The sequence below is a fragment of the Helicobacter apodemus genome (assembly GCF_000765745.2).
Taxonomy (GTDB): Bacteria; Campylobacterota; Campylobacteria; order Campylobacterales; family Helicobacteraceae; genus Helicobacter_D; species Helicobacter_D apodemus.
This window is the reverse complement of the sequence record NZ_JRPC02000059.1, coordinates 1-2,476: the sequence shown is the minus strand read 5'-3', so window position 1 is coordinate 2,476 and position 2,476 is coordinate 1. Positions and strand designations below refer to the sequence as shown.

At 27.9% G+C, this 2,476-nt stretch carries 2 protein-coding genes and 1 pseudogene; all 3 read right to left on the bottom strand.

Annotated features, from left to right (window positions below; translation table 11 throughout):
* A pseudogene (locus LS72_RS10295) lies at window positions 1–240 on the bottom strand (hypothetical protein); the annotation flags it as partial.
* Window positions 221–541, bottom strand: coding sequence for a hypothetical protein (locus LS72_RS10290; protein WP_034555363.1), 321 nt, complete (start codon window positions 539–541; stop codon window positions 221–223). The pseudogene LS72_RS10295 and the gene LS72_RS10290, both read right to left, overlap by 20 nt.
* The coding region (locus LS72_RS10285; protein ID WP_238700804.1) for an HD domain-containing protein at window positions 541–2,476 on the bottom strand (1,936 nt) is incomplete at its 5' end. The genes LS72_RS10290 and LS72_RS10285, both read right to left, overlap by 1 nt.

Sequence of the window (2,476 nt, the reverse complement as noted above, 5' to 3'; positions counted from 1 at the left end):
ATTAAGGAGTTTGTGGCAGAAATGGCAACTACTAGAAGCAATAATAAAAACAATGATTTTGGCTTCTTTTAATCCTTGCTTTTGTGCATCATAAACATTATCAAAAAATATTACATTAGCATAGAGGGGGATAAAAAGAAATAACATTAAGCATATTTTTAGTGGGGTTTTCAGGATTTGTCTCATTTTAGAGATAGTCTCACACTTTGAAGCATTATACTTATTTTTCATCTTGCTCATTTTCTACTCCTTTGCGTATTATATAAATTGAGGATGGCTCTTTGTAGGAGATATTTGTCTTTTGAGAGATATTTTTAGTAAAGTCTGATAGTCCTATTATTATTTTATTAATGCTTTGAATGGTTTCTAAAACTTCTTCTGTTTCATACACATTACCCATTGATTTTCTTAATTCTTCTGTAATTTTTTCAAATTCAATTACCAAATCAAGCATGGCTTTGGTCTGAATGTTGCTATATTTTATAATTTTAGAATTTTTGTGACCTAAAAGCTCTAGTTGTCTTTTAGTGATTTTTTGCATTATTGCTCTTTTTCGCTAGATATTTTTATTTCTAGCCCATTTAAGCTTTCTTGTTTGAGATAAAAATTCATTTTTGCTTTTTCAATGCCAAGTCCTTTAATATCAAAAGGCACACAATAGAATTTAAAGGGATTGCCTTTAAAAATTAGATTATAGATAGCAATATAACAACCTTTTCTTGTTGGAATATCATAGATTAATCTAGGAGCATTTGTCGTTTCGCTGTAAATAGAAACAAAATAATTTGTTCTTTTCCGTGCTTCTAGCTCATCACAGTTGGTAATGTTTTTAATGGTAGATATTAAAAATGAGTGATTAACCAAAATCCTATTTCTCAACTTATAAGGTATGGCATAAAATATGGGATTCCCATTTGAATCACTATCAACAATAGAGATTTTATCAATGATTTTTTGGTTGATAGTATTTAAAAATTGTTCTGCATCAAATTTTGATTCTTTGTTAATATCAATTTTTTTCTCTAATGCTTTTATCTCTTGTGCGGTGCTTTCAAAGAGATTTGTTAGTGTATTAATACTTTCTGTATCTAAAGAAGCATCATTAATGATTTTTTTGTTAGCATTCTCATTAGTATTAGGAATATCTAAAAAATTAGTAACGCCGATATTTTTTCCTTTTGCGTATTCTAAAGCTTTAAGGGCTTTATCCAAGGATTCTTGTTCGCTTTTCTCATTTTTTAAGTGCAAATAACCTATGTTTGGATTTGTAAAATCAGTTTGAATATTAGTTAATAGTTTTTGTAAAGCCATTCTAGCTCTTGTCATATTATCACTATTGAATAATAAGAGAATATTCTTTTTATAAGAATACATTACTAAAGAGTTAAGATTTTTTTCTATTTCATCTTGTAGGGTTAATTTAATATTTACTGCCAATTTACTCAAAATAGGTTGCTTATTATTAGAAACTCCAAGAAGTGCTATATAGCTTCCATTTTGATTTAACTTTATGGAATATTCTAAATCTCTATTCTCATAATCCACTAATATATCTTTTGAATTTGATTCTAATTCAGCTTCATTATTTTGATTACTTATTGTTTCTTGTTCTTTTGTATTTTCCTTATTCTTGTATTCTTGGGCTTTTAGATTCTCTAATTTCTCTATAATTTTGTTATAGCAATATTCCTTTTCCTCATTTCTTGTTTTTATATCTGCGTTAATTAAAATATTTAAGAGAGTATCATTTAATTCTTGAGCGTTATGATGGTTATAGACTGCAAAAGCCACTTTTTCGATATATTTAATATCCATACGAAATTCTATAATCCCTAAATCTCTTAGAATAGAATCTGATATATCTTGGTGTGATTTAGAATTTATCATTTTCTTATAGGCTTCTTTTCGTGGTAAATCCTGAAGTTTAATAACTTCATCAAACCTTTGAATTTTACCTAAGTCGTGAGCTAAACCACAGATTAAGCATTGTCCTATCATTTTATTTTTTTTAATGCTAGGAATTTTAGATTCATTTAACACAACCAATGTATTTTTAGCAACGCTAAGGGAGTGATTTAAGAGGGGGACAAACTCTTTAAGAGCTTCAAATGAAGTATAACCAGCTACTAATTTGTTAGCATAATTGATTATATTTGGGTCTCCGCTATAATTACTCACCACACTAGGACATTCTTTGTTATTTTGCAAGATAGTAAGAATTTTTAAAATTAATTGTAATTCTTTATAATCTATATATTTTAGATAAGGGATTATAGTTTCTTCAAAAAATCTCTGAATTTCACTGTCAAATGAATCTTTAACAGCGTTTATCCACTGAATATTTTCCGCATTTTCTTTATTCATTGTTTGCTGAAATTTACTTTCTTTCTTAGGCTTATCCCTATTGGCATAAAATTCTTTTATTTCCTCCTCATCAAGCCAAAGTTTCATTGCTTCTTCTAAGGGTTCTTTAATA